This window comes from Bacillus sp. mrc49 (genome assembly GCF_002803435.1).
The window spans coordinates 1-320 of record NZ_PHNG01000387.1 but is presented as its reverse complement, the minus strand read 5'-3'; the positions used below and the strand labels follow the sequence as shown (position 1 = coordinate 320).

Here is a 320-nt window from a genome sequence, read left to right as displayed (position 1 = left end):
CTCCCTTCTTTTCAATCTGTTACCATAATTGACTAAAAAAAGGGAATTTATACGCAAGCGGCATGCGCAATCAAGTCACATTAACAAGAGTCACGGGAATTTCCTTTTGCGTTCAACCTTTTTACCTTTTACCCGTCCACCATTCCATCACCTCATTCATGAATTCGGATATTTTTTATATAAATGTCCTACTGGGCCTTTTTGTTTTTCGAGGAAACGGGAATGGAAGCCCATTTCGGCGTATTATGTTTTATTTTTGAAGTTACCACTGTCATATCATCATCTATGATCCCTTTCGTCCGGATGACTTCTTCCAATAT

At 38.4% G+C, this 320-nt stretch carries 1 protein-coding gene; it reads right to left on the bottom strand.

From position 1 onward, the window contains the following. Window positions 1–188: 188 nt before the first annotated feature. Window positions 189–320, bottom strand: a 132-nt coding sequence (locus tag CVN76_RS32280) for a hypothetical protein (protein WP_442857537.1), incomplete at its 5' end; no start/stop codon positions are given.